The following is a 21,836-nucleotide window of genomic DNA, read 5'->3' as shown; positions in this document are numbered from 1 at the left end:
ATTTACGGCTACATACAAAAAAAGTTTCATACATAAGATGAATGGGTGCATCTTGTGCATTTTCTTTACAAAAGAAATAAAGGAAATTCTAACATAGATAAAGAATTTCAAAGAAAAGGAGATGAGAATTTTGTCAAAAAAAGTTTTATTAGCATTTATTATTTTGTTTGGTCTTTATTATATTTTTTTCCTGTCCCATATTCCAGAAAGCTTGATACTTATCTTTAAAGTTATTCCGATGCTTCTGATCATTATTTTAGCCGCTACACCCAAAAATTTAGGTATTAAAAAGTATCAACTACTGATCGTCATCGGACTTGTGTTTTGTATGGTCGGCGATTATACGCTTCAGTGGTTTCTAATTGGGCTAACAAGCTTCTTAATCGGGCATATTTTTTATATCTTCGCCTTTTCTTCTACTAATGAACGACAAGTACCTACTTGGGCGAAGATTGTCTTACTCGTCTACGGTGCAAGTATGGCTGTGTGGATCGCAGGTACAGTGTTTTCATCAGGAGAAATCGTGCTTGGTTTTGCGGTAATTGCCTATATTTCGGTCATATTAACGATGGGTTGGACTGCGATTCGTACAGGTTCTACATTTGCAACGATTGGCGCTCTACTATTTATTTCATCAGATTCCTATTTAGCTATCAACAAATTTGTTATGTCTTTACCATTTTCACATGAGTTTATTATGTTGACATATTACAGTGCCCAAATTCTAATTGCCTTAAGTATTTCTCAATATTCCGAAATCCGAAGTAAAGTGTTACAATAATATCAATTATGCCTCGGCATAATTGCGTCCGGAATCGGCTTTGTGCTTGCACAAAGCACTTCTTTGCGAAGCGGCAGCAACAGTGTTGGATACCCGCCGAAAAAAGTTAAACATACACATTAGGAGGCCATACTTATGAAAGAACAAGTAATTGAGCGTTTAATTCGTTATGCAAAAATTGATACACAATCTGATTTCACAAGCGAAACAACTCCTTCAACACAAAAGCAATTTGACTTATTGCATGTACTAAAAGATGAACTTGCAGAGATAGGCTTAACTGATATTACATTAGATGAAAATGGTTATTTATTTGCGACACTCGAAGCAAATACAGATAAAAAAGTGCCTACTATTGGCTTTTTAGCACATGTGGACACTACAACAGATTTTACTGGCACAAACGTTAATCCACAGCGCATTGACAACTATGATGGTGGAGCTATCCAGCTCAATGAAAATCTAGTGATGTCGCCAACAGATTTTCCTGAGCTTAAAAATTATGTAGGTCAAACGTTAATTACAACGGATGGTACTACATTATTAGGCGCTGACGATAAAGCTGGTATCGCAGAAATTATGACGGCTATGGAATACCTAGTAAACACTCCTTCTATTAAACACGGTAAATTGCGTGTAGCGTTTACACCTGACGAAGAAATTGGCCGCGGTCCTCATAAATTCGATGTGGCTGCATTTGGAGCCGACTACGCTTATACGATGGATGGCGGACCACTTGGCGAGCTACAATACGAGAGCTTTAATGCTGCAGGCGTAAAGGTTGTGACAAAAGGTACGAGTGTACACCCTGGTTCTGCGAAAAATAAAATGGTCAATGCCATCACAATGGCGATTGCCTTCCAAAATGAAATGCCTACTAATGAAGTACCAGAAAAAACGGATGGTTATGAAGGCTTTATTCACTTAATGGGCTTTAACGGTGCGATCGAGCATACTGAGCTTTCTTATATTGTCCGTGACCATGACCGTCAAAAGTTCGAAGCAAAAAAACAATTAATACTTGATGCTGCGGCAAAAATTAAAGCTCAATATGGCGAGGATGCTTTAATCATTACTATGGAAGATCAATACTATAATATGGGCGAAAAAATTGAGCCTGTAAAAGAAATCGTTGATATTGCACGCACAGCAATGGAAAAGTTAGATATTGCTCCAATTACATTACCAATCCGTGGTGGCACTGATGGCTCACAGCTTTCTTACATGGGCTTACCAACTCCAAACATTTTTGCAGGTGGCGAAAATATGCACGGTAAATTCGAATATGTATCTGGAGAAACGATGGAGAAAGCTACACAAGTGATTATCGAAATCGTACAGCTCTTTGAACAACAAGGAAAATAATTACGAAGAAGGGTTTATCCCTTCTTCGTAATTTTTCTGAAATCAATGACTGAATTTTCAAATTACATAAAGGATTATGAGGTGAATTTATTGAAAGAAATTGCATTAGGTATTTTAGCCTCACTATTTTTTGCAGTTACATTTATATTGAATCACGCAATGGAAATGCAAGGTGGTAGCTGGTTATGGAGTTCATCACTGCGCTATTTCTTCATGCTACCGTTTTTACTTGCGATCGTCTTCTATCGAAAGGGCTTTTCCCAACTATCAGGTGAAATGAAAGCACAGCCTGTCTCTTGGCTGCTCTGGAGCTTTATAGGATTCGTATTGTTCTATGCACCACTGACATTTGCAGCAGCATTCGGTCCAGGCTGGCTCGTTTCCGGAACATGGCAATTTACAATTGTCGCTGGCGTATTATTAGCTCCCCTATTTGTTTCAGTAGTAGCTGGGAAAACAGTACGTCAAAAAATACCGCTTATTTCATTACTAATTTCATGTGTCATTTTAGTCGGCATTTTACTTATTCAAATACCACAGGCACAATCTGTTCCATTTAAAAGTTTATTGCTTGGCATTTTACCTGTTGCCATCGCTGCATTTGCCTACCCTCTTGGTAATCGAAAAATGATGGAAATCTGTGACGGACGCATCGATACATATCAACGAGTTCTCGGAATGACCATCGCTTCGATGCCCGCATGGATTATTCTAGCCATTTATGCATTGGCAACTGTTGGGCTTCCTTCAATCAATCAAGTGATGCAATCGTTGCTTGTAGGCATAAGCTCTGGTGTCATCGCCACAACTTTATTTTTCATTGCAACTGACCGTGTTCGCGATCACCAAGGCAAGCTTGCAGCAGTTGAAGCAACACAATCGACTGAAATAATCTTTGTCATTATTGGTGAAGTATTATTGCTCGGCATTGCATTCCCAAATCCTATTGCACTCGCGGGCCTAGGTGTCATCATTGTGGGCATGCTGTTACATAGCTACTATACGATGATACTAGGGAAAAAAAGCGCTGTTCATAGTAGTAGTCCTACTCAGTAAATACAAAAAAATGTACATTACTAAATCACCCTTTAGTCGTGTACATTTTTTATTCTAGAGAACACTAAAATTTATAAATCATTGTTTTTGATGTCCCTACTACTTCATAATCTTTAAAGCCTAGTTTTTGATACATATTAATGGCCGTGTCATTTTCGAGGTCTACACTGAGAGAAATGGTATTGTATCCTTCATCCATTGCTTGTTGAATTATTTCATGCATCAGTATAGTTCCCACCCCTCTTCCTCTTACTTCTTTTGAAACAGCCATTCCTATTTCAGGCGTGTTGCCATCAATATAACCATAGCCTTTATTACGGTCATCAAACAATCTGTACCAAACTGCACCAACAGTTTGATTTTCTGTGTTAAAAGCAATTAACACTTTATCTCCCTTTCTCCCCCAACCTTCGTGATATTTTCTTATGTCAGGCGAGTTTAGTAAAACTTCTTTTAATGGTTTATTCTCAGGAATATGAATAGACTCATATAACATATCTAGAAAGAACTCAAACTCTTTTTCATTACCTTCGAAGTTTCTAATAGAAAACATGAAATAATCCCCCCTTCTTATTAAGATATATTATATATTAAATTGTAATTTTTGACATAATTATCAAAGGTTACATATTTAAATGTACGCTATATATTAGTGTTGATTGGAGTGGAGGCTGGGCGACTCCTTGGGGATCAGCAATAGAGGAACGTGAGTGAAGCGGCTCATCGGACGCCCCCAGGAAGCTCTGCTCTGTGCGACAGCGAAGCGTCAGCAACAAATGTTTTATCGGTGCGAAAGCGAAGCGACAGCAACAAAGCACCCAGCCGGAACGGAAATCAACCCCACGTTATGGCAATGAGTTCACTTTTATAGGAATACTTTGAAGATTTATCGGAACATAATCTCATTTTATCGGAACAATCTTTGCTTTTATCGGAATAATTACTCGTTTTATCGGAATAATTACAGTTTCAATCAAAAAAAGACGACTCAATCACAATGGAGTGAGTCGTCGAGAGATTTTACGTTCCCAAAAAATGAGGGGGGTTTTAGGAGCGTTATCATGAACTAGCAAACTTCTGGAGAAAAGTAGCTAAAGTTCATCCTCTCTACACTGTATTGTAGACGAGGAATAATCTTTATACGATAATGATAATCATTATCAATTATAAAGTCAACATTAATCTGAAAATTTCTTAAAGTTTTTTTCAATTTCTTTTGGCTGAAAGAAATGAATGTCACAATGCCTTCTTCAGCGAGCGACGATATTGCCATTGCTTTAGCTGAAAATGTAGAAAACAGCCTATACAAAAGCCTGCAATTGCTATCGATGAAGCTATAGCAACCATTCCCGTAAAGACATAGCCAACCACCTGCCATTTAAGCAAGAAGCCTAAAATTCCACCTGCTAAACAAAAGCTAGCAATACTGGAATTAAATTTTTGCTGCTGAGCGTCCTCTGGTATATATGTAGATGGCACCTTTTTTAGAAACAGCTTCCCTACTCGAATAATAGGATTAAAATTGCATAAAATGCCAAGAATATTCGCTACTAAAGGAATTGCTAAAATCCAAAAGACACCTGTTACCCACGTTAAAATGATGCTTAACAGAATCGTCCATTGATTGAGTCGAACGAGCGGCCTTGGAATTGAATGGGGCTGTGACATTGTAAAACCTACCTTTCAGATACGTTTAATGTATTTTACTATATTGCATTCCATTTGTGAAGCAAAAATGATTAACTTATAATAAAAGTAACAGATGATTGAAAGAAAAGGTGATCACAATGCCAGCATTAACGATGGATCAAGTTCGACAATTGAATTCCTATAGCATTTATACGACAGAACCAAAGCGGACATTATTTACATTAGCTGATATACATAAAGACTTTTACCATCCTGACTTTTTAAACCTTATGATGGGAATTACAGACGCAGCAACGGAAACAGCCGCTATTTCTCATTTTGCGCGCCGCTACGGTATGTTTTTCGCTATGCAACTTTACATGCTTGCCGCCTATGACGAGGTGTGGGTTGGTAAACCAATCGAGCTTCGCTTTGATGCAGCAAAAGAATTCGACAGTTTTACAGTCGCAATGTTTGTTAACCCAAATGATTGGCGTTATGTTGATGAGGATGAACGTCAATCAGTTATTGAGAAGATCCTATATGATGGGCACGTTATCGTTCAACAGCTCCGTAAAGTAACTTCTATTTCCCCTCTCACTATTTGGGAGAATTTCTTTGGATATCTACTTTGGCACTATCATGTATTGCTTTCTAATCCTGGTCTAGCTGATCAAGCAATGGAAGATATTGAAGCTTTAGAGGACCCTAAAACATGGGCTCGTTTCTCCAACAAATCTTGGTGGGCACAATATACAGGAGGTCAAAGCCCTACTAATTTAGTGAACGTCCCCGTACGAAAATCATGTTGTTTTTCTAAAGACATACCTGGTTTAATGGCTTGCGGTTTTTGCCCAATGAAATAAAAGCCCCTCTTTAGCGAAAAAGCCTTACCTCTCACGTAAAGTAAAAGGTAAGGCTTTTTACTATTTATTTTTCATAAACAACGAACCAATCATTTTGATCCTCATACATAGAAGTACCTATATAACCCTGTTTCAAAAGTTGTTGCTGACCAACTGTATCATCCATCGAAATTGTCTTCTTTTCTGTAAAGGTTGGTAACTCTTGTCGCAAGTCTTTATAGAAAATATATCGGAGCTTATCTACGTACTTAATCTTTAATCCCTTTACGACTAACCCTTGAGAAAATTTATCTTTCAAGCTCGGGATATTATATGGCTTTACTGTTGAGCATACATAATCGTATTTTTCTAAATCGATATGACCCATGACAACTTGGGCTAATGTTTTTTGTAATCCATAGCCACGATATGCTGGTGAGACATTTGATATTTCTTGATATAAAACTTTATGAAATTCTTCCTCAGCAATCCCACAATCATAGCCAAGGTGCTCGTCATCAACAGGTGGGTTCAATAGTGCGCGAAAGGCAATTAACTCTTCCCCTACGTAAACACCTATCATCATGCCATTGCCACTTAAAATGTAGTCAAATTCCTCAGTACTTAATGGTTGTAATATACTTTGGTCTGCTAATAATTCATAAACCTGAAGCTGTAATTTCTCAATTTCTTGCAAATGGTGAAGATTTAATGTTGTAACAAAAAACGGCGTTTCACCAAGCATGCCTTCATAAATTTTTTCCATTTCGCCGCCTCCTTAAGCTGTTACAATCGTTGAGAACTTACATAATTCTTTAAGGATCTCTTCATCTACTTCTACACCTAATCCTGGTTTTTCATTTAAACAGATAAATGGAACATCATAGTGTAAGTTTCCGACATCCTTAGAGAATTTTAATGGACCTGTTAATTCTACACTTGTCATTATTTTTTTAGAGAATGCTACATGGAAGCCAGCTGCTGAACCAACTGATGATTCTACCATTGAACCGATTTGACATTCAATGCCTGCCATTTCAGCCATAACTGCTAGTTTCATAGCAGGATATATCCCACCGCATTTCATTAATTTAATATTGACTTTATCCGCAGCACGCTTTGCAATAATCTCACGCATTTCACGTACACCGCGAAGCCCTTCATCAATCATTAATGGTACATCAGATTTTGACTTTACTTCTACCATGCCATCAATATCTTCACTATCTACTGGCTGCTCTAACCAATCGATATTTAGATCCTTTAATGCACGTAAACCTTGTAATGTAGTTGACGCATTGCTCCATCCTTGGTTAACATCTACACGAATCGCAATGTCTTCACCAACACGTTCACGCACCGCTTTAATACGAGCAACATCACGAGATACCTCTGTTCCTACCTTCATTTTAAATGATCGATAGCCCATCTCTACACGATTAGCTGCCTCTTCTGCCATCGCCTCAGGTGTTCCAATGCTCAGCACATGCGTAATCGGGAATTTCTCATGATAACGCCCACCTAATAGTTGGTACACTGGAACTTGTAACGCTTTCCCTGCAATATCAAAACAAGCAATGTCAATCGCTGCTTTCGCTGCTGGCACATCCTTCACGACTTTGTTCAATTTATCATGAAGCTTTTCAAAGGCCATTGGATTTTCTCCAATGATTGCAGGAGCAAGCTGATTTTTTAATACAGCATATGTGCTCTCCCACGTCTCCCCTGTTACGTGCTCATCTGGTACTGCTTCACCGTAGCCTACAATACCTGTATCTGTCGTAACCTTCAAAATGATAGAAGGCATTGTATCATATGTAGCATAACTGATGATAAATGGATCAATAAGTGGTAAATGGATTGCAAAAATTTCTACTTGTTGGATTTTCATTTTTATCAGTCTCCTGTATAATATAGTTGTCGCTAATACGTCGCTAATACGTCGCTAATTGTTGAAAAAATAATAGGAAAGGACGTTGCCTATGTCTACTAAAATAGCGGTTATCTGCTCTAAAGCATTTATGAAGCGTATAAATAGTATCGCACAAAACATAGAGAATATTCAAATAGATTTTTATCTTTACAATCAACCTACAGAAGCACCCGTTTTGTTAAAGGAAATGAAGCCATGTGATGCACTTTTATTCGGAGGAACACTACCCTATTTACATGCCCAATCAGCACTGTCAGAACTGCCAATACCTTGGAATTATATAAAACAAGATGAGACGGCAATTTCTACAACTTTTTTATCCCTTATAGCCAATCATGCAGTACCTTTAAATAGAATTTCCATTGATGTTATGGATCCAGCTATTGTAGAAAATGTTCTAACAGAAATAGAGTATTGTGGTCCAAAACCATATATTCAGCCTATTTCTATCACTAAACCTACTCAATCTATATTGCAGCATCATATAGCTTTATGGGAAGCTAACAGCGTTGACTTTGTCGTAACAAGTATTCATAGTGTGTTTGATGAATTGCAAGCTCTTCAAATTCCTGCAATGCGCACGTTAGATGCAACTAACTCCATTGTTCAATGCTTAGAGGAGACGAAATCCCAATCACTTCTTACAAAATCTGAATCTGTAAAAGCGGTTGTTGGACTATTAGAAACTCCTGAAGATAAACCTATAGACTATAACAAGTTAACTCAAATCACAGCAGCAACACATGCAACTTATAAAGAAATTTCTCCATACTCTTTTGAGCTATATACGACAGCTGGACATTTGCAAAAGGCACTCGAAAAAGAGAATATACAGAACTTATTACAACAAACCGATAGGCCATTTAAGCTAGCCTTTGGTTATGGTCATTCAATTTTTGAGGCTAATCAAAATGCCAAGAATGCCTTAACATTTACCAAACCTTTCGAGATTTATATACTAGACGAACATAAAAATTTGCTAGGTCCATTCCCTAAATCAGAAGTAAGACTAGCTTTAAAAACTGATGATCCCTACGTTTTACAAATGGCGAAGAAAACAGGCTTAAGTCCATTAAATATTTCCAAGATCATTCATTTTAGTCGAGAGCGACAATCAGCGCAATTTACTTCCCATAATCTTTCTGAATACTTACAGGTTACACGCCGCACAACAGAACGCATTATAAAAAAAATGGTGGATAACGGTTATGCTAAAGTTGTTGGTGAAGAAATGACTCATCAACAAGGTCGCCCACGTACAATATATGAATTGAACTTTGCTATTTATTAAAAAAATCTCGCAGATACTTTTGGCATCTGCGAGACTACAGGTTAACTATAGTAACAATGTAACTCCTGTTTTTATATCTTTTCAATTATAGTGGATATTATTTTAAATTTTTAATTTCAAATTCAAAATTAACATCCTTAAGGTTAACAACTTTTGTTTTTTTAATGATTTTATAGCCAAACCATAAACTAAGGAAGAATGGGATTCCTAAATACGCTGCTACAACACTACCCCAATCTACTTCTTCAGCCATAAACGCTTGGAAATTTTGTGCAATAATTACAATTAGTCCACATGCTATTGCAAAAATCGGTCCAATCGGAAACCATTTTGCCCTATAAGGCAAATCGTCCAACGAATACCCTTGTGCAATAAAAGCTTTACGGAAACGATAGTGACTGACAGAGATCCCTAACCAGAAAATGAACCCTGTTATACCTATTGCATTCATTAACCACATATAAACTACCCCATCCCCGAAAAAGGAAGCTAAAAAAGCAAGCATACCGACTGCACATGTCAATATCATACCCGCAACAGGAACACCACGTTTATTCAACTTTCCAAAAATTCTTGGAGCCTGACCTTCTTTAGCCATAGAGTATAGCATACGTGTTGAAGCATACAAACTTGAATTCCCTGCTGATAAAACTGCTGATAAAATAACAGCATTCATTAATGAAGCTGCAAATGCAAATCCAGCTTTTTCAAATACCATGGTAAATGGACTGACCATTACATTTTCACTTTGTAAATTTGGATTTGTATACGGTATGATAAGCCCAATAATTAAAATTGCAAATATGTAGAAAAGAAGAATTCTCCAAAAAACACTTTTAATAGCTGTAGGTACATTTTTCGCTGGATTCTCACTTTCTCCAGCAGCTACCCCAACAATTTCTGTACCTTGGAATGAAAACCCTGCTGCAATAAAGACAATAAAAACACCTAAAGTTCCACCTGAAAAAGGTGCATCATCTACAGTGAAATTTTTGAATCCTACTGCTTCCCCACCCATTATACCGAAAATCATTAGTAAGCCGACTATAATAAAAATTACAATTGCACTTACTTTAACTAATGACAGCCAATATTCTCCTTCACCATATCCTTTAACAGATAGAAAGTTTAATAGGAAAATAATAGCTAAAAATGAACCGCTCCATAATATAGATGAGCTGTCTGGAAACCAAAATTTCATAATCATTGTAGAAGCAGATAACTCAGCTGCAATCGTCATTGCCCAATTAAACCAGTAGGTCCAACCAATTGCAAATCCAAAAGCTGGATCAACAAATTTTGTACCATAAGTACTAAATGCGCCACTTGTGGGCATAAATGCTGCTAGTTCTCCTAAACTTGTCATCACAAAGAAAATCATAGCTCCAACTAAAGTATATGCTAGTAATGCACCGCCTGGACCTGCGGTACTGATCGCTGCACCGCTACTAAGGAACAATCCTGTACCAATTGCTCCACCAATCGATATCATTGTTAAATGTCGAGCTTTTAAACCCTTTTTTAAATTTTCTTCTCCTAGTATAATAATGGGCGAATCTTCATGAGATATACTATTTTCTTTTTTTAAGACCATTTTTTTATCCTTTCTAAAAACATTTAATGTTGCCAATTTAAAGAAAACTAAATCTAGTTTTTCTTTACCTAGCTGTTGTTATATATCAAAATTAAATGTTCCTGTTAAAATAATAATGTCAAAATCTCTTTTTAATAAACCCTTGCGATAACAGCATAATTGTTACTAAGAACCATGCTGGAGAAATTAATTTTAAGCCTTAATAAATCATTATTGCTACGACTCTATCATCGGTCCATGCTCTGTTAGTTAATCCTACTAAAACAATAGATATAATTACAAATTTCGGAAGTGCCCAACTAGCATAATTTCCTTTTTACAGTTCCATCCCCTTTTTTTGCACCTATCCCCTTTTCAACTTTTCTAAGACGCAAATATTTTTATATGTTTTTTAGCATAATATTCGAAAAATTAAAAGTCAACGCAAAAATTTTATGCTTCTCGAGCTATTTCGACTATTTTTGCGCATAAAAACGCTTTCAAATAGCTATTAGGGACAATGCAAAATATTCATATATTTCGATAAAAAATAAAAAAGAACTATATCAAAGAAACTTTGACATAGCTCTCTCGCGATCCTTATTCGTATTCAGGTTTTTTCTCTAACACACAAGCAAGTACTTTTGCAGCATCAATTAATGCATTTCGTTCAAAAGTCATTTTTGGATGATGTAATCCCGGAGTTAAGTTGGCCCCGATCCCTATCATCGTTGCTTTTAATTCAAGTTTTTTAACTGTGTAAAAATGGAAATCATCACTTCCAGGTGTTGTGATTTCCTCAGCTAGATGCGCTTCCCCAAGCGTTTCAATAATCGCGTCTTTAGCCATACGTGCGGCAATTGAAGAAACCTCAGCACCAGGTGTGAAATCTAACCATTTCCAGTCCATATCAATTTCAAACTGCTGTTGGATTGATGTTAAGCCAAACTCAATACGACTACGAAGTAATTCTAGTTGGCTATTACGTTGCGCTCGAATATCCATAGAGAAGCTCGCAGTACCTGGAATAATATTTGTACTACCACCATCTGCAACAATCTTCGTTAACTTTGCAGAATGAGGCTCGAAAGGTGATAAATGTATGCTATGGAGCATTTGTTGTACGGCCATAATAACATCGATTGCATTTTGCCCTTGATGAGGTCTAGCTCCATGAGCATCAGTACCTCGTATTGTTCCTTCTAAAAAATAAGCCGCACCATGATGGATAGCAGGTGATACCTTGCCAAGCGGTAGCTCTTCAATTGGTCTTAAATGAACACCAAATAAATGTGATACACCATCAACAGCCCCGCGCTCAAAGGCTGCACAAGCTCCATTTCCAAGTTCTTCAGCAGGTTGGAAAATAAATCGAACACGATGTTGCAATGGTCTATCTTTCAGCAGTAATAAAGCCCCAAGAACCATCGTTATATTTGCATCATGCCCACATGAATGGTTAGCTTGCCACTTCCCATCCACTTCTTGCCACAAAGCATCTATATCTGCACGTACAGCAACAATCTCATCACCTGTACCAATTTCAGCAATTAAGCCCGGAACGTCCCCTAACAAACGATAGGATACATTTAACTCATCTAAAATCGACGCAATCTTTTTAGTAGTTTCAAACTCCTTCCAACTTACCTCTGGGTATTTATGAAAATGATCAAACCATTGGTAAATTGTTTCTTCTAAGATTACAGCATTTGACATAACTACACCTCTATACGCATTTTTGTTTCCCATTATACATGAAACTATTTCTTAAAAGTACATATGGATTTAGACTTATATAGGAATTTATTAAGGAAATTAAAAATTAAAAAGAAGGAGACAATGAGCATAATGTGGGGTTGATTTCCGTTCCAACTGGACGCTTTCTTAGGGTCTCCCAGTCTCTACTCTAATCAACTTATATATGGCATGCATTTTAATAAATATCACTTTTAATTTTTCTGTAAAAAAAAACGAAGGACTGTGAAAAAAGTCATTTCAACCTTTAGCACAGTCCACCAAATATTTATTATAAACTTGTAAAAAAACCTTCTGGGAATTCTTCATAATGTACCATCGTTAGTTGCTCCTCATTTTTTTCCTCTTCGATATTAAGCTCAATTTCCTGATCCATTAAATATGTTTCAAATTTTGAATTCGCCAACTTTTTCATCTAATCACCTCGCTGTTCTATTTAATTGAATTTTCTGATAAAGGAATTATACAATGACCTTTGTAAAAAAAGCAATAAACGATGCTCATTATGCATAATAAATATGAAAACGATCTATTTTTTAGATTGAATTTCGAGGTTAATAAGAAAAAGAGACGTATCAAATTATGATACATCTCCCCTCATGGTTAGACTTATAAACCAAGCGATCGGTACATGGACGACGTAAATTGCACGTGTTTTCATCGCCTCATAGACATTACAAGGCTCATTCGTTGTCGATTTTTACCCCAAAAACAAAAATACTGTATCTAAAGTGATTTACTTCAGATACAGTTGATTCATTTTCCTTATTGAATAATGCCACAAGCCATTCTTGCACCAGAATTACCCGAAGGATCTGTTTTATAATCATCCTCAGATTCATGAATGACTAATGCAGTGCCCCCATCTCGTAACAATGAGTTGGCAGCATTTTTTTCTAATGTTAGCCCTTCAGCTAAAAAGTTCAAATCCACTTTACCATCTTCTCCAACTTCTAAATTTGGAAGATCTCCTAAATGATATCCCTTAGGATTATCCTTCCCATGCTCTTTACTCGTTGGATTAAAATGAGGACCTGCTGATTCAAATGTTGGTGGTTCACACTTCCCAACGGAGTGAATATGAATGCCATGTGTTCCGGCTGGCAATCCTGATAGTGCGAGTGTCATTTTAACCCCATTATCCTCTTCTTCAAAATATGCATTACCATAGCTTTCATTATTTTTACCAATTACTTTTGCGGTTGCAGTTGGTCCTGAATTTGCGTTAACGGCCACTTTTTGCTCCTTCTTTTCAAAGAAACCACAACCGCCGACAAATACTAATAAAGAAATAATTATTAAGCTCATTTTTTTCATAAAAATACCTCCTTTATTTCTGATGGTTGCCAACAATCCTCCCACTTATGCAATTTCATTAGAATTTTGCAAATTATTGGTTACGGAGTAATCTTTGCAGACTTGGCTTTTATTCTTAAAAACAATGCAAAATAAAAGGATATCTCCAACCCAAGGAGACATCCTTACAATTACATTAATTTAAAATTTTTACAGTTACATTTTTGACGCCCCACTGACGAGCTTGTCCTTCGGTAGGAATAAATACGTCAATTTTATTACCTTTTATTGCTCCACCAGTATCTGCTGCGATTGCTTCACCATAACCTTCAACCCAAACCCTAGTACCAAGAGGAATTACACGTGGGTCTACAGCAATTACCTTTAAGTTTGGATTAGATCTGATATCTGTCCCATTCGCTGTAATCCCTGAACACCCTTCACAATACGCTGTATAGGCTGTTGCTCGCATTGTTAATGTTTTGCCCGTATTTGCTGGAGCACTCACTGAGTCTGTGCTTGATGTTGTTACTTTCTTTTTACTTGATGCCGTCGCTACACTTTTAGTTCTGTTTTCGAAAGTTTTAGGTTTTGCCGCTGATTCTTTGATAGCTATTGTTTCACCTACATAGATTACATCAGACGAGAGATTATTCCATTCCTTTAATTCTTCCACTGATACATCATTTACACGCGCAATTGTAAATAATGTATCCCCGGCCTCAACAAAGTGTTGGTCTTTCATTGAATTATCATCTTTTGATTCGAATACACTTAAATCTTGCTCTGGATAAAACCATCCCACGTCTGTGTCAATCATTGGCTCATAATCTCCTAAAGACAAATTGTAAATTTTCGAGATTCCCCACAATGTATCGAATGGCCTAAAAGCGAGTTGTTCCTTAGCAGATGATGGACTGGCAAATAAACTTAATCCCAACGTCATTGTTACAGCTAAAGCTAAAGCTTGTTTTTTCATATTTTGTAACCTCCATATTTTAATATTTCGCAGTCTGCTGCTAGCACACTAGAGTTAGGCTCTTTTATGTGCAAGCAATGCTAGAATGCAATTAATAACTCAGGACAACGGACCTGATATTACGAATTATTGCTATAAAGGAGGAAAAATATACAATATTGAATATATTTTTGGTAAATCAAACAATTTTAAGAGGGAATATTGCGAAACTATTTGCAATTTTTATATGTTGGAAAATCAGTGCTTTTATCCGATAATATGGTAAAGAGGAATGTAGGATGGAAGTTAATACGATAATGTCTTCTCAAATTATGGAGCTACATCATACTGTACAAATGAGTATGATGCAAAATGCACTCAACCTAAATACTGTAGTTGCTACTGAATTATTAAAAGATCTTCAACAGCAGCAAGTGGCCATACATCCATATAAAGGGTCAGTCATTGATATTTCACTTTAGCCTACTTCACTATTTATCAATTATGTTTCGGCATAATTGCGTCCGGAATCGGCTTTGTAAGTGCATAAAGAACTCCTTTCCGATTTCAGTGACATCCGCCGGAGATTTAGGCCAACAGATGTTTTTTGCGCGAAAGCGTAGCGTCAGCAAAAGGGGTTCATTCTGTGCGAAAGCGTAGTGCAACGAAGCGACAGCAACAGCACGAAGTTGGTCACTCAGTCGTTGCCACAGGACGTGGCGTTCTTAGACTGAGTTCCTCTATTTCAGCGGATGTTTGGACACCTGCTGAAAGGAGTTAAAATTAAAATTTGAAAGTTGGTGCCCTTTTTGATTCGAGTGATAGTAATGGAGGATGAGCCATTAGCTCTTGTAAACATGGAGAAAAAGTTAAAGGAATTTAATTCAATAGAGGTCATTAAATCCTTTACAACAGCAAAAGATTTGTTGGCAGAGGGACCGAGCTTGGATTTTCAAGTAGCATTTTTAGATGTTGAAATGCCTGGCATGAATGGTTTAGAAATTGCAAGGCTATTAAAAGAATGGAACAAAAACATTTTTATCGTATTTGTCACTGCGTATCGGGACTATGCTGTCCAAGCATTTGAAATTCACTCCATTGACTATTTACTAAAACCTATTTCAAAAGCTCGTCTAGAGACAACTATTAACAGAATCCAAGAACTCCTTCACCTAGAAAATAAATCGACTCCTTTACAAATACGAAATAAACCCGAGCTTACAATACAATGCTTTGGAGGATTCGTTGTTTTACACAATAACAAAGCCGTACATTGGAGAACGCTTAAAACAAAAGAATTATTTGCCTTTCTTTTTTCCAATCTTAATAACCATGTACCTCGTGATACAATCATCGACAGTTTATGGGTAGATACAGAATTTAAAAAGGCAAGAGTACAGTTACATACAACAGTTTCCTATCTACGCACTACGCTTTCAGCATTGGGCTATTCAGAAGTCATACAGTATGCAAATGGCAGCTATATTTTGCAACTAGAGGATTTTCAATGTGATGCCCATGACTTAGAGCATATTTTAAATGCTAATATGGAGACTGCCAAGATTGATGTAGAGAAGGCTGAGGCATTAATACAAAGCTACCAAGGTGAGTATATGGCCGCCTTAGATTATCCCTGGATTACAAGTAAGGCAAATTTTATGAACAACAAATTTACTCTTTTACTTCATGATTTAATAGAGCATTATACAGCAATACATGATGTGAAAAAACGAGAGCAAATTTTACTTTTAACGATAGAACATAATCCATATTCCGATAAAATCATACAACAGCTAATAAAGCACTATATAGAAGTGGATAATCGAGCATGTGCAGTAAAGGTTTACAATACCTTTAAAAATACCTTGTTAGCGGATCTCGGTATTTTACCAGAGCAAGAAACGACTGAACTATTTAACGCTATATCTGTCGAAAATTTTAATCTATAAAGGCATCGAGAAAATAACTCTCGATGCCTTAGCTTGTCAACAAACAAATAAATATGAATAAAGTGTATCAATAAACAAAGGTTGATTTTCACTCCGAGTTAGCGCTTTTTCCGCGGGCTTGGCTTTAATTTCTTTCAGCGGGTGTCCAAACACCTGTACCTGTCGCTACGCTTTCGGGTACAAAAAGCATTTGCTGAAAGAAGTTAAAGCCTCCGGCGGATGTCACAGAATCGGAAAGGAATTCTTAAAGGATGTTAGCCTAAAATCATCGCATCCATGCGATAACGGCTAACTGACCTGCATCCTGCAGGCCTAAGCACAAAGCCGATTCCGGACGCAATTATGCCAAGGCATAATTGATTATTTTCCTCGTCACTACGTTCCTGCGGGGCTTTCAGCGCAAGCTCATCCCATAGGAGTCGCACCTCTCCGTGAAAATCAACGGTTCCTCATCTAATTTATAATAGTTTAGTTAAAACACTCCATTTATCTTCAATCAGTAGAAGACTTCCACTTTTGAAGGTAGTGAGATGAATGAAGATGTGGTTGGTTTGGATGATAATTTATTTGATTATTTTTTCAGATAGTTCTTCAAAGACACAGATACAGTTCCTTCCTGACTGCTTCGCCTTATACAATGCCTGATCTGCAATTGTAATGATCTGATTAGCTGTTTTAATATTTGCTGTAAATGATGTAATGCCCGCAGACATTGTAACAGGTCTTTCACATGCAGTATCTAACATGGCCTGCTTAATACGTAAATTCTCCGCTAATTCTATAGCTACATCTATTGTCGTGGATGGCAATATAACCATAAACTCTTCCCCACCATATCGAAAGCACATTCCTTGTTTCTCTATGTTCTCCTGCATATGACTGGCGAAAGCTTTTAGCACTTCATCCCCTACAGTATGACCATATGTATCATTTATACTTTTAAAGTCATCTAAATCTATTAACACTATTGTATGTGGAACTTTATTGATGATTAATTCATTTAAAATTTGATCCATTCTTCCTCGGTTAGGAATTCCTGTTAAGGCGTCTAAATTCAGTTGATTAGTTAAATCAAATATTGTGCTTTCTGAACTAATAACCATATTTTGCACTACCTTTTTTAAGGAATGTGCTTCGTAATACCAGTCATTAATTTCTTCAAGCTTCTGTACCTCTTCTTTCTCCACACTAATAAAAAGCTGTTTTAAAGGTCGTGCAATTTTGAAAGCAAGCCATACAGCTAATACAAGTATTGTGACTAACCATAATAGTAAAGGCATGAGTATACTTTTAATGAACGCGCTAAAAGAAACCACTCTTTCATCAAGTAACTTATCAACCACTTGCACCATATAAGGTTCGATCGATTTATCTTGATTTGGTTCCCTCTGTTTTTCTTGTACGTAGCTCTCAGTGATTATTGAAACTTCCCTCACATAATTCTCCTGCATGACAATTTTATTTTGCATAAGAATGTCGTTAAAATTTCGATAGCTACTCCAAATACTAACACTAGAAGTCGCAAGTACTATCATTACCGTCATACTAACAATAACAAACGATAACTTTAACTTGAGTTTACTCACAATAGATCATTTCTCCCATTGAGATTTTATTCCATCATCATACGTCATACCTCTTAAAGAAAACTTAAAAACGAATAGATATTTACCGAAATGATGTGCATTCCACTCTCGGAAGGATGTAGGACACTCACTTCCTTCCTCTCCAAAGTGCTGTCATTCCAACAATACTTTCTCAATCTGGCATTTTTTATAAAAGCGACTCGACGCTCGCAAGTAGATAAACAAGTAGCCCACAGAGAATATCCGTTACCCTCAATACTTTCTGATTAGTCTGAAAGTATTATTTTTATAAATTTCTTATTTCTATTTTCTAAATTTCATGGCATGGTAAATGTAGTTCTTTTTACTTCTTTCAGCAGATGTTTTTGTAGCGAAAGCGAAGCGCCAGCTACAGATGTTTTTTGTAGCGAAAGCGAAGCGCCAGCTACAAATGTTTTTTGTAGCGAAAGTGAAACGGCAGTTACAAATGTCTTTTGACCGAAAGCGTAACGACAGACATAGAAGTCTCCAACCTATATAGGTGGTGGGATGAATGCGATTTAAGTTACTTTTCAGCTGGTGTCCAAATAACCACTGAAATAGAGGAACTCAGTCTAAGAACGCCACGTCCTGTGGCGACGACTGAGTGACCAACATCACGTTGGCCCAAAGCCCGGCGGATATCACTGAATTATGCCGAGGCATAATTCATTACAAGAGGAAAATTTTGGAGGTACTTATGTCACTGTTAAAAAAAACGACTATACGACATTCACTTTTCATTATTTTAATTTTTATAGTGCTTACAACACTTCGTTTACTATGGCTGACATACTTTCTCCCTTCAAGTGATCAACCGCTTGCAAAGAAAGGTATATTTGATATACATAATCAGCAGCTATCCGATGAGGAAGTCCTTAACTTAGATGGTGAATGGCTTTACTATCCCGGATTATTACTAGATCCCTTAAACATTGATAATAGCAAGTCTCCTCAATCATTTGAACAAACTACCCGGACGATTCCCATGCGAGATTCAGAGGTATCGACACAACGATATGGTACATACCGTTTAAAAATCTTACTTAATCATAATGCTCCTAAAGATCATCGTTATGCCGTTCGGATTCCTGCAGTGTCAACTGCTTCAGCATTATATATTAACGGGAAGTTGGTTGACCAATCAGGAAAAGTAGCTACTGATTCACAAAACCATAAAGGTCAAGCCGCTCCTTATACCCTTTACTTTACAAATAAGGAGCCTGAAATTGACTTAATTTTACATGTATCTAATTTTGATACATCAATAAGTACTAGCATAGATAAAAGAATTTTATTTGGCTCTGCTTCAGCTATCGAACATCACCAAATGATTAACGATCTATCTCTTGCTACAATTTCAATAACGCTCATATTGTTCGCACTTTTTAGCACCCTTGTATTCTTGTTTATTTATCCAAAGCCAATTGTTTTACTGTTTACAGTAGGTTTTCTTTTGCCATTAGCAGATGAATTAATTTCATATGACCAATCTATAATCACTTGGTTACATCTCGATTATGTATGGTCATTTAAGCTATCTACTATCATTTATCTCGGATCGTCTTTTTTCTTTATCCAATTTATGCGTGTGTTACTAGTCAAATATCATAATGCTAAAAGCTTTCAGTGGCTCATTGCTTTCTACGGCCTTTCAGCATTTTTAACTGTCGTCTTACCGATTAGTTGGTTATTGGTAATAAATTCTTTTTACTATATACTTTATGTCGTTTCATTTTTATTTGTAGTAGTACTCGCTTTAAAAGAGTATCTTGAAAATCAAAAACAGAGTACTGCTTTTATTGCATTGACCGCCCTTGGTACAATGAATGGCATCATATGGGCATACATCAAATCCATCTATGATTTTGATATACCAATGTATCCATTCGATTATTTATTTGTCATGCTCGGTTTTTCGGGTTATTGGTTTAAACGCTTTTTTGAAAATAAAGCGCAAATTAATCAATTGATTGCTAAATTACAAAAGGACGATGCATTAAAGGATGAATTTTTATCTAGCAGTTCACAAAAGCTATGGGATCCCATGAATAAAATGGTTACATTAGGACAGTCCATTTATGATAATCCAAACAATAAGCTTATGGCTGACGATAAGCAAAACCTAAAGCATCTAATTGATATCGGAAGAAGCATGTCCTTTACGTTAAATGACATACTAGATTTTACTCGTTTAAAGGAGGGTAATTTACATCTCCATAAAAAGAACGTTAGCATTCAAAGTATAGTTTACGGTGTTTTTGACATGTTACGCTTTATAACAAGTGGAAAACAGATTCATATGAATTCAACGATTCCTAGGGCATTTCCTAATGTAGTAGCCGATGAAAATCGATTGATTCAAATTCTTTTCAATCTCCTACACAATGCCATTAAATATACGAGTGCAGGATCTATAAAAATAAGTGCCCATATAGAAAATAATATGGCTGTTATCCATATTCGTGACACTGGGTTAGGCATGGATGATGATATCCAAAGTCGTCTATTTTCCCCTTACGAACAAGGCAATGACAACAATGATGGAATCGGTCTCGGATTATTAATTTCAAAGAAGCTCATCGAATTACATGGTGGAACTTTGCGAATACATTCTATTCCTAACAAAGGATCGGATGTCTATTTCACATTGCCATTAGCAGAAGGAGAATTTAATGAGGAGCAATCTTATATAGAGAAAGAGGATTTGCATCTTCCTATAGAAGAACATAATTCATCACCGACAGTGGAAAAGCAATTTAAAATTTTAATGGTCGATGACGATCCTGTAAACTTAACAATTATGCGTAGTTTATTTGCAACTTCAGAATACGCGGTTACTACAGTTACTAGCAGTGAAATGGCATTAGAAGTGCTACAGCAAGATGATTGGGATTTAGTCATTATAGATGCGATGTTACCTTATATATCTGGCTATGCATTAATTGAAATTATTCGAGAACACTACTCATTGCTCGAATTACCTATTTTACTATTAACAGCTCGTAATTATTCCGAGGATGTCTTTGCTGGTTTTGCCCATGGTGCTAATGATTATGTTACGAAGCCTATTAGTTCTTTAGAGCTAAAGGTAAGGAGTAGAGCCTTAATCGATTTAAAATATAGTATCAATCAACGCCTACATTTGGAAACAGCTTGGCTTCAAGCTCAAATACAGCCCCATTTTTTATTTAATACATTAAATTCAATTGCATCGCTTAGTACGATCGATACAGATCGAATGATTGATTTAATGCATCATTTTGGTGAGTATCTACATGCAAGCTTTGATGTACGGAATTTACAGCGAGTAGTGCCACTAAAGGATGAGTTGGAGCTAGTACGGTCATATCTCTATATTAATCAGCAGCGCTTTGGGAACTTACTAAATATCGAATGGGATATAGATGACAATATAAATATTGATATCCCCCCTATCTCCTTACAAACTTTAGTAGAAAATGCCATATGTCATGGTGTATTGAAACAGGGAGAAGGCGGTACAGTTTGTATCCGTATAAAAGACTTTCCGGATCATGTAGCAGTCAGTGTTGTAGATGATGGCGTTGGGATTGATCCTAGTATATTAGATGAACTACAATCTGTTAGTAATTCACCAAACGCTGGCGTAGGTCTACGCAATACGGATTTACGTCTTAAAAGGATTTACGGACAGCGATTACAAATTAAAAGTACTCTAAACGAAGGAACAACTGTCACCTTCCATATTCCAAAAAATAAATGAAAGAGCTCATCACCTTCTCAATTGAGTTGGTGGTGGCTCTTTTTTATACTTTCAAG

Annotated in this window: 19 protein-coding genes; 9 read left to right on the top strand and 10 right to left on the bottom strand. The window is 36.6% G+C overall.

The genetic code is table 11. The features are described from left to right. Positions 1-130: 130 nt before the first annotated feature. The 3 genes from ACZ11_RS14690 to ACZ11_RS14680 all read left to right on the top strand — a co-directional run bounded on the left by ACZ11_RS14690 (position 131) and on the right by ACZ11_RS14680 (position 3,202). Positions 131-781, top strand: coding sequence for a lysoplasmalogenase (locus ACZ11_RS14690; RefSeq protein ID WP_049667298.1), 651 nt, complete (start codon positions 131-133; stop codon positions 779-781). A gap of 135 nt (positions 782-916) precedes the next feature. After that, on the top strand, positions 917-2,146 hold the full coding sequence (gene pepT / locus ACZ11_RS14685; RefSeq protein WP_049667297.1) for a peptidase T: 1,230 nt from the start codon (positions 917-919) through the stop codon (positions 2,144-2,146). A 90-nt stretch (positions 2,147-2,236) separates the two neighbouring features. Further along, positions 2,237-3,202, top strand: coding sequence for a DMT family transporter (locus tag ACZ11_RS14680; RefSeq protein WP_049667336.1), 966 nt, complete (start codon positions 2,237-2,239; stop codon positions 3,200-3,202). Between the two features lie 64 nt (positions 3,203-3,266). On the opposite strand, the gene ACZ11_RS14675 is transcribed toward ACZ11_RS14680, so the two are convergent. Continuing rightward, positions 3,267-3,755: a GNAT family N-acetyltransferase gene (locus tag ACZ11_RS14675; RefSeq protein WP_049667296.1), complete on the bottom strand. Its 489-nt coding sequence runs from the start codon at positions 3,753-3,755 to the stop codon at positions 3,267-3,269. 683 nt (positions 3,756-4,438) lie between these two features. After that, on the bottom strand, positions 4,439-4,870 hold the full coding sequence (locus tag ACZ11_RS14670) for a DUF4395 domain-containing protein (protein WP_049667295.1): 432 nt from the start codon (positions 4,868-4,870) through the stop codon (positions 4,439-4,441). 119 nt (positions 4,871-4,989) lie between these two features. On the opposite strand from ACZ11_RS14670, the gene ACZ11_RS14665 reads away from it, so the two are divergent. Then, entirely contained in the window at positions 4,990-5,697 is a 708-nt protein-coding gene (locus tag ACZ11_RS14665) for a Fe-S oxidoreductase (protein WP_049667294.1), read from the top strand. Positions 5,698-5,761: 64 nt separating this feature from the next. On the opposite strand, the gene ACZ11_RS14660 is transcribed toward ACZ11_RS14665, so the two are convergent. Together ACZ11_RS14660 and ACZ11_RS14655 are read right to left on the bottom strand one after the other, a co-directional pair. Further along, the gene (locus ACZ11_RS14660; protein ID WP_049667293.1) at positions 5,762-6,442 is read right to left on the bottom strand and encodes a hypothetical protein; all 681 of its coding nucleotides are present in this window, start codon (positions 6,440-6,442) and stop codon (positions 5,762-5,764) included. A gap of 12 nt (positions 6,443-6,454) precedes the next feature. Then, complete coding sequence (locus ACZ11_RS14655; RefSeq protein WP_049667292.1) at positions 6,455-7,567, bottom strand: mandelate racemase/muconate lactonizing enzyme family protein; 1,113 nt, start codon at positions 7,565-7,567, stop codon at positions 6,455-6,457. Between the two features lie 91 nt (positions 7,568-7,658). On the opposite strand from ACZ11_RS14655, the gene ACZ11_RS14650 reads away from it, so the two are divergent. Further along, a complete protein-coding gene (locus ACZ11_RS14650; protein WP_049667291.1) occupies positions 7,659-8,900 on the top strand; it encodes a hypothetical protein in 1,242 nt (413 codons plus the stop codon). Positions 8,901-8,997: 97 nt separating this feature from the next. Here ACZ11_RS14650 and ACZ11_RS14645 read toward each other — a convergent pair whose 3' ends face one another. From ACZ11_RS14645 to ACZ11_RS27340, 5 genes are all read right to left on the bottom strand, one after another. Beyond that, positions 8,998-10,494: an amino acid permease gene (locus tag ACZ11_RS14645; protein ID WP_049667290.1), complete on the bottom strand. Its 1,497-nt coding sequence runs from the start codon at positions 10,492-10,494 to the stop codon at positions 8,998-9,000. A gap of 579 nt (positions 10,495-11,073) precedes the next feature. Further along, entirely contained in the window at positions 11,074-12,189 is a 1,116-nt protein-coding gene (locus ACZ11_RS14640; RefSeq protein ID WP_049667289.1) for an amidohydrolase, read from the bottom strand. 310 nt (positions 12,190-12,499) lie between these two features. Beyond that, a complete protein-coding gene (locus ACZ11_RS26650) occupies positions 12,500-12,643 on the bottom strand; it encodes a hypothetical protein (RefSeq protein WP_166672130.1) in 144 nt (47 codons plus the stop codon). Between the two features lie 350 nt (positions 12,644-12,993). Continuing rightward, positions 12,994-13,545 (bottom strand): superoxide dismutase family protein, encoded by a 552-nt coding sequence (locus ACZ11_RS14635; RefSeq protein ID WP_049667288.1) that lies wholly within the window; start codon positions 13,543-13,545, stop codon positions 12,994-12,996. 175 nt (positions 13,546-13,720) lie between these two features. Next, positions 13,721-14,503 (bottom strand): 3D domain-containing protein, encoded by a 783-nt coding sequence (locus tag ACZ11_RS27340; protein WP_049667287.1) that lies wholly within the window; start codon positions 14,501-14,503, stop codon positions 13,721-13,723. A 278-nt stretch (positions 14,504-14,781) separates the two neighbouring features. Here ACZ11_RS27340 and ACZ11_RS14625 point away from each other — a divergent pair, with 278 nt between their 5' ends. The 3 genes from ACZ11_RS14625 (at position 14,782) to ACZ11_RS14620 (ending at position 16,431) form a co-directional block, all read left to right on the top strand. Continuing rightward, the gene (locus tag ACZ11_RS14625) at positions 14,782-14,964 is read left to right on the top strand and encodes a hypothetical protein (protein ID WP_049667286.1); all 183 of its coding nucleotides are present in this window, start codon (positions 14,782-14,784) and stop codon (positions 14,962-14,964) included. Between the two features lie 164 nt (positions 14,965-15,128). Then, positions 15,129-15,263 (top strand): hypothetical protein, encoded by a 135-nt coding sequence (locus tag ACZ11_RS27280; protein ID WP_269079328.1) that lies wholly within the window; start codon positions 15,129-15,131, stop codon positions 15,261-15,263. Between the two features lie 37 nt (positions 15,264-15,300). Continuing rightward, entirely contained in the window at positions 15,301-16,431 is a 1,131-nt protein-coding gene (locus ACZ11_RS14620; RefSeq protein WP_236690883.1) for a response regulator, read from the top strand. 563 nt (positions 16,432-16,994) lie between these two features. On the opposite strand, the gene ACZ11_RS14615 is transcribed toward ACZ11_RS14620, so the two are convergent. Continuing rightward, positions 16,995-18,017, bottom strand: a complete 1,023-nt coding sequence (locus ACZ11_RS14615; protein ID WP_049667284.1) for a GGDEF domain-containing protein — start codon at positions 18,015-18,017, stop codon at positions 16,995-16,997. 718 nt (positions 18,018-18,735) lie between these two features. Between ACZ11_RS14615 and ACZ11_RS14610 the strand changes: the two genes are divergently transcribed. Next, the gene (locus ACZ11_RS14610; RefSeq protein ID WP_049667283.1) at positions 18,736-21,780 is read left to right on the top strand and encodes a hybrid sensor histidine kinase/response regulator; all 3,045 of its coding nucleotides are present in this window, start codon (positions 18,736-18,738) and stop codon (positions 21,778-21,780) included. Positions 21,781-21,836: the final 56 nt, after the last annotated feature.

This window comes from Lysinibacillus xylanilyticus, from assembly GCF_001183605.1.
GTDB lineage: Bacteria > Bacillota > Bacilli > Bacillales_A > Planococcaceae > Lysinibacillus > Lysinibacillus xylanilyticus.
Note: the sequence above shows the minus strand (reverse complement) of the source record. Positions and strands in the feature narration are given on the sequence as shown.